We start from the raw sequence: 6,634 nt of genomic DNA on the forward strand, positions 1-6,634 counted from the left end.
ATATGGTATAACCACTACCAAGCAACAAAACAGCTTTATAGGTGCCATGGCTATTTACACAGAGGATCCAAAAAAATATGATCAGACCTTTGTGGCCAACTATGCACAGATCAATATTGTACCCGAAATTAAACGTATTACGGGTGTAGGTTCGGCCAGTATTTTTGGTGGTGTTAAGGATTACTCCATGCGTGTTTGGCTTAATCCGGCACAAATGGCAACTTACAAAGTTACACCCGCCGAAGTAATGGCAGCTATACAGGACAAAAACCTTGAAGCCGCGCCTGGTAAATTTGGTGAGCGCAGTAACGAGGCTTTTGAATATGTAATTAAATATAAGGGTAAGCTTACCAAACCAGAGGAATATCAGAATATTGCTATCCGTGCAAATGCAGATGGTTCCGTATTGCATTTAAAAGATGTAGCCCGTGTTGAACTGGGTGCCTATTCTTATAATAGCGTAAGTAACCTGAACGGGCACGACGGTATTATTATTGGTATCATACAATTGTCGGGCTCAAACGCCAACCAAATTCAGATTGAGATTGATAAGCTGATGGTAAAGTTATCAAAGGATTTTCCTGCCGGCATCAAATACAATCAGTTCTATCGCACCAAAACCGACCTTGATGAGTCAATTAACCAGGTTGAACATACACTGGTAGAGGCTTTTATACTGGTGTTTATAGTAGTATTTATATTCCTGCAGGATTTCAGGTCTACTCTGATCCCGGCTATAGCAGTTCCGGTAGCCATTATAGGTACCTTCTTCTTCATGAACCTATTTGGCTTCTCTGTTAACCTTTTAACGCTGTTTGCATTGGTGCTGGCCATAGGTATTGTGGTGGATGATGCCATAGTGGTGGTAGAGGCGGTGCATGCCAAAATGGAACACGACCCAAGCCTTACCCCAAAAGCAGCAACTACCGAGGCAATGCGAGAAATTACAGGCGCCATTATATCTATTACACTGGTTATGGCAGCCGTATTTTTACCCGTAAGCTTCATGGTAGGTTCAACAGGTATATTTTACCGGCAGTTTGCGTTGACCATGGCTATAGCTATCATCATATCGGCTGTTAACGCTTTAACCTTAAGTCCTGCACTTGCCGCTTTGTTTTTAAAGAACAAACATAGCGCGGATGGTCATAATGAACCTAAAAAAGGTTTTTTAGAAAAATTTTATGCAGGCTTTAATGGTGGTTTTAATTATATGACCAACAGGTACGTTGGGGGCTTAAAGTTCCTTATCCGTAAAAAATGGTTGAGTATAGGCGGGCTTGTATTGGTAGTAGCAGCTACAGTTTACCTGGTAAATAAAACAAAAACCGGCTTTATCCCTACCGAAGACCAGGGCTTTGTGGCCATAGCTGTTAATACACCATCCGGAACTTCGTTAAGTGGTACCAATAAGATTTTTAAACAGGCCGAAGATCAACTGAAAACTTTACCATCAGCAAGGTTTGTTACCGCGTTATCTGGTTTTAACTTTTTAACACAATCCAGCAGTCCATCAGCCGGGGTAATTTTCTTATTGCTAAAACCCAATGATGAAAGGGGCGCAGTCAAAAATATTGATGATATACAGAATATAGTAAGGGGGAAATTAGGTGGCATACCAGGTGGTACTTTCTTCGTGTTCAGTTTTCCAACCGTTCCCGGGTTTAGTAACGTGGAAGCGCTTGACGTGATGCTGCAGGATAAAACCAACGGCAAGCTGGATAAATTTAGCGGCGTTGCCAATAACTTTATAGGAAAGCTGATGCAGAAACCGGCTATCGCTTATGCCTTTACTTCTTATAAAGCAGATTATCCTCAGTTACAATTAGAAGTTGATGACGAAAAGGCTAACCAGCTGGGTGTAAATGTTAAAGACATTTTGCAAACTATGCAGGCTTACTTCGGTACCGCCCAGGCATCAGATTTTAACCGCTTTGGTAAATACTACCGCGTGGTAGTTCAGGCTGATATTGCGGATAGGACAGATCCTTCAGCAATTGACAGGGTGTTTGTTAAAAATAAAACCGGTGAAAACGTACCTATCAATACACTGGTTAAACTAACCCGTGTGTATGGTTCAGAAACCGCCTCACGTTACAACCTGTTCAACTCTATCGAGATCAACGCTATCCCAAAACCGGGTTATAGTTCCGGTGATGCCATTAAGGCCATCCAGGAAACAGCCAAGGAGCAATTACCGTCGGGTTTTGCCTACGAGTTTGCTGGCCAAACCCGCGAAGAAATTTCTTCGGGCGGGCAGTCGGCAGTTATATTTATGCTTTGTTTGATATTTGTATATTTCTTATTATCAGCACAGTATGAAAGTTATATATTACCATTGGCGGTAATCCTTTCAATCCCTACAGGTATATTGGGTGTGTTTGTGGTATTAGGCTTAACCGGTATCGAAAACAACATTTACGTACAGGTAGCCTTGATCATGCTCATCGGCTTGTTAGCCAAAAATGCTATCCTTATTGTTGAGTTTGCAGTGCAGCGACGCAAGGCCGGGCATGGTTTGGTTGAATCGGCAATTGAAGCCGCAAGGTTGAGGATACGCCCTATTATCATGACTTCACTGGCTTTCGTATTCGGTTTATTCCCGATGAGTATTGCAACCGGTCCATCTGCACAAGGTAACCACTCTATAAGTATTGGTGCTGCCGGCGGGATGGTATCAGGGGTACTGTTAGGTTTATTCATCATCCCGGTATTGTTTGTGATATTCCAGGGATTACAGGAACGAATTAGTGGTGTGCCATTGGCAGTACTGAACAACGATGGATCAGATCATAAAAAAGGGCATGCCATTGACGCTAAAAAATTGGAGCTACAGAATAATTAAGAATAGAATCAAGAGTAAAGAATCAAGAGTCAGGATAGAAAAGTAAAAGTTACAGAATAATAGGATTGAAGATTGTCTTCGGTCTTGATTCTTGACTCTTGGTTCTTGACTCTTTCAAAGCAACAAACAAATGAAACGATATACAACCCCATTAGCTTTTGCATTACTTATGGCCTTTTTAAGCGCCTGTAAAGTATCAAAAGATGTGGAAACACCCAAAGCAGAGCTGCCTGCAAATTTTAGGAATAGCGTAGCAGCCACAACTGCCGATACCAGCAGTATTGCCGATATACAGTGGAAAAACTTTTTTACCGATGCAACCCTGCAAAAGCTGATTGATAGCGCTATTGCTAAAAATTACGATATGCAGATAGCTGTAAAAAATATAGATGCGGCCCAACAGTTATTTAAACAGGTAAAATGGAACTATGTGCCCGAGGTTGCCCTGAATGTTACTGCAAGCTCCAACCGCCCAAGCGATAACAGCATAACAGGCTTAAGCATTGCCCAATATAACATTGGCACAAAGCACGTTGAGGATTACTCGGCAAATTTAGCCCTTTCATGGGAAGCTGATATTTGGGGTAAGATCCGCAACCAAAGTCGCCAGGCGCTTGCACAATACCTGCAAACCACCGAGGCAAAAAAGGCAATTCAAACCAATATTGTGGCAGGTGTATCACAGGGATATTATAACCTGCTGATGCTGGATGCGCAGTTGGACATTGCCAAAAAGAATGTGAAACTGAACGATAGTACCTTAAGGATCATCCGTTTACAGTATGATGCCGGGCAGGTTACCTTATTGGCGGTACAACAGGCCGAAGCACAGCAACAATCTGCGGCCCAGTTGGTGCCACAATTTGAAAGGAATGTAGCCGTGCAGGAAAATGCCCTGAGCATCTTGGCCGGAAGACTACCAGACAGTATCGAACGAAACGGTACTTTAAACGACGTGAAGTTCCCTGAAACGTTAACAGCAGGCGTACCATCTACCCTCATCAGCCGCAGGCCCGATGTAAGGAGCCAGGAGCTGGCTTTAACCATTGCCAATGCCAAGGTGGGTATTACCAAATCAGAGATGTATCCTGCATTAAGGATCACTGCAAGTGGGGGAGTTAACTCCTTTAAAGCCAGCAATTGGTTTAACATACCGGCCGCCTTGTTTGGTATTRTTGCGGGTAGCGTTGTTACTCCTTTGTTACAGCACAAAGAACTGAGTACCCAATATCAGGTTGCCAAAATCGACCGTGAAAAAACAGTTCTTCAGTTCAGGCAGTCGGTATTGAATGCAGTTGGCGAGGTATCAGATGCACTGGTTAAAATTGAAAAACTTAAGCAGGAGCAGGCTATAGCGGCAAACCGTGTAAAAACCTTACAGCAGGCAACTACCAATGCCAGTTTGCTGTTCAAAAATGGCCTGGCCAATTACCTTGAAGTAATAACAGCCCAAAGCAATGTACTGCAAGGTGAACTTGCCCTTGCCTCTATAAAAAGAGATGAGCTAACCGCAACCGCCGATCTTTACCGCTCATTAGGCGGTGGATGGAAATAATTGGTGAATGGTTGATTAGGTTAATTGGTGAATAGTTAGTCCCGTCGATCAAATTGCCCTGAATATATTAGAAGGCCTGTCGGAACTAATTCCGACAGGCCTTTTTTGTAGAGATGCTTTATAAAAAAGCAGAAGATTCATCTCAGATAACAAATCTCGATTAAACTCGATTTTTCTTTATTTTTTCTTCCATAAAAGTGGGATAAATRTCGATAAAAACCGCATTTTTATGCATATTTCCCACATTTTACAAATAAATTACCGGCATTACCCGAAAAATACCTATCATAGCAGTTACCCAATAATTTGAACTTGCTTTTTTGAATGAAATTTAAATTTTTAGCAGCGCTGCTCCTGGTGTCGTGTTATCTGAAGGCGCAAAACTTAAATATAATTCCCCAGCCCCGGTCGGTTGTAACCGGTGTAGGGCAAATAAGTATTAATAACCGGTCTACCATCGGTGTAAGCGATACCTCGTTAACCGCTTTGGCCTTTTACTTTCAAAAGGAATTATTTAAAGCAAAAGGCTTATCGCCCGAGGTAAGCAACGGGGATTCCAAAAGTTCAATAAAGCTTATTTTAACCAATACAAACCAAACTATTGGGGCATACTCACTCAAAATTGCACCCGACCAGGTAACCATATCATCCTCCAATAAGGAAGGTGTTTTTTATGGGTTAATCTCGCTGTTGCAACTCATCAAAGATCACCCGAAAGAAGGCGAAAACCTTACCCTGGCATCAACAAATGCAACAGACGCGCGCGAATACCAAAATATTATCCTGTCATCCACCGAAATAACCGATGCCCCACGATACCAATGGCGCGGCCTGATGCTGGATGAATCACGGCATTTTTTTGGCAAGGAAAAAGTAAAGCAACTGCTAAACTGGATGGCTTATTATAAACTGAATAAGTTTCACTGGCACCTAACCGATGTACAGGGCTGGCGCATTGAGATTAAGAAATATCCGAAGTTAACTTCCATAGGTGGAGTTGGTAATTACAGTGATAGCGGTGCCGAAGCCGAATATTACACCCAAAACGATATCAGGGAACTTGTAGCCTATGCTGCCCAACGTTTTATAACCGTAATTCCTGAAATTGATATGCCGGGCCATGCCACGGCGGCAAATAAGGCTTATCCCGAGTATTCGGGGGGAAGTGTTGCGGGCTATCCCAACTTTACTTTTAACCCCGCTAAAGAAGAAACCTACCAGTACCTGGCCAACATCATAAAAGAAACCAACTCGCTTTTCCCTGCCAAAATGATGCATTTGGGTGGTGATGAAGTGATTTTTGGCATAAAGGCATGGAGTTTGGATACGGCTATAGCAAAGCTGATGCAGACTAAAAACTTTGCAGATGTAGGCGAACTGGRGCGCTATTTTTTTAAGCGGATGACAGATACAGTTACCAGCATGGGTAGTAAGATCCTGGCATGGGACGAGGCTACTCAAACCGATCTGCCGGCCGGCAAAACCATTATTTTTTGGTGGCGCCAAAACCTGCCGGGGCAACTGAGCCTGGCATTGCAAAAAAATTACCAGGTAGTGCTTTGCCCGCGTTTGCCGCTTTATTTTGATTTCCTGCAGGATGGCGGGCATATAGTTTGGCCGAAGCCGGATGGACGGCACCCGAACTAAAGAATGAGGCCGCCTTTAATGAAAGGCTGCAGGCGGGTTTAAAAAACTGGGATGCAGATAATATTTACTACTATAACCCATTTATTCCATCGGCCCATCCCGAAGCGGTTGATTTTGCTCCGGTTATCAAAAAAACTTATGTAGCCGAGAGACATAGCCGCCGGCATAGTTCAAAGAAAGTGCATGCCAGGGCTTCAAAAAAAGGGAGGTCGACCATCTCAAAATCTCATAAATCGTCGGCCAAAGCATCAAAAAGCAAACCGCATAAAAAAAGGAAATAACCAACAGGCTATTTCCTTTTCAAGGGCTTGTTAATTTAGCCTACCGGTAAGTTGAAAGGTGGGTGGTTTTGATGCTGAGCACAAATGATTTACCTACACTTATTTTAACGCTTTTATCAAGTAACATGGCTTTAACTGCGTCATCGCCTTTAATGGCTTCAAAAAGATCGCGTGCTACGGCCGATCCGCTGATGTTGTTGGTAACCTTGCCATTTTCCATGTTGATATTAAAAGTATAACCAGATTTCCCACGATCGCCCGCAGATTCAAAATCAGTTATGTTTAGTTTAAATTGTTGATCTTCAT

General features: G+C 42.8%; 5 protein-coding genes. 4 read left to right on the forward strand and 1 reads right to left on the reverse strand.

Annotation, left to right across the window (positions count from 1 at the left end; genetic code table 11):
• From AC1DPZ_RS20365 to AC1DPZ_RS20380, 4 genes are all read left to right on the forward strand, one after another.
• Positions 1-2,845: efflux RND transporter permease subunit (locus tag AC1DPZ_RS20365; RefSeq protein ID WP_477406828.1), on the forward strand; the 2,845-nt coding region annotated here is incomplete at its 5' end.
• A 130-nt stretch (positions 2,846-2,975) separates the two neighbouring features.
• On the forward strand, positions 2,976-4,400 hold the full coding sequence (locus tag AC1DPZ_RS20370) for an efflux transporter outer membrane subunit (protein WP_477406830.1): 1,425 nt from the start codon (positions 2,976-2,978) through the stop codon (positions 4,398-4,400).
• Positions 4,401-4,724: 324 nt separating this feature from the next.
• A complete protein-coding gene (locus tag AC1DPZ_RS20375; protein ID WP_477406832.1) occupies positions 4,725-6,047 on the forward strand; it encodes a beta-N-acetylhexosaminidase in 1,323 nt (440 codons plus the stop codon).
• Positions 6,014-6,328, forward strand: a complete 315-nt coding sequence (locus tag AC1DPZ_RS20380) for a hypothetical protein (protein WP_477406835.1) — start codon at positions 6,014-6,016, stop codon at positions 6,326-6,328. The genes AC1DPZ_RS20375 and AC1DPZ_RS20380 overlap by 34 nt, the downstream gene beginning before the upstream one ends.
• Before the next feature lie 40 nt (positions 6,329-6,368).
• Here the strand turns inward: AC1DPZ_RS20380 and AC1DPZ_RS20385 are convergent.
• The coding region (locus tag AC1DPZ_RS20385; RefSeq protein WP_477406837.1) for a hypothetical protein at positions 6,369-6,634 on the reverse strand (266 nt) is incomplete at its 5' end.

This window comes from Mucilaginibacter sp. P4_G9, from assembly GCF_056400985.1.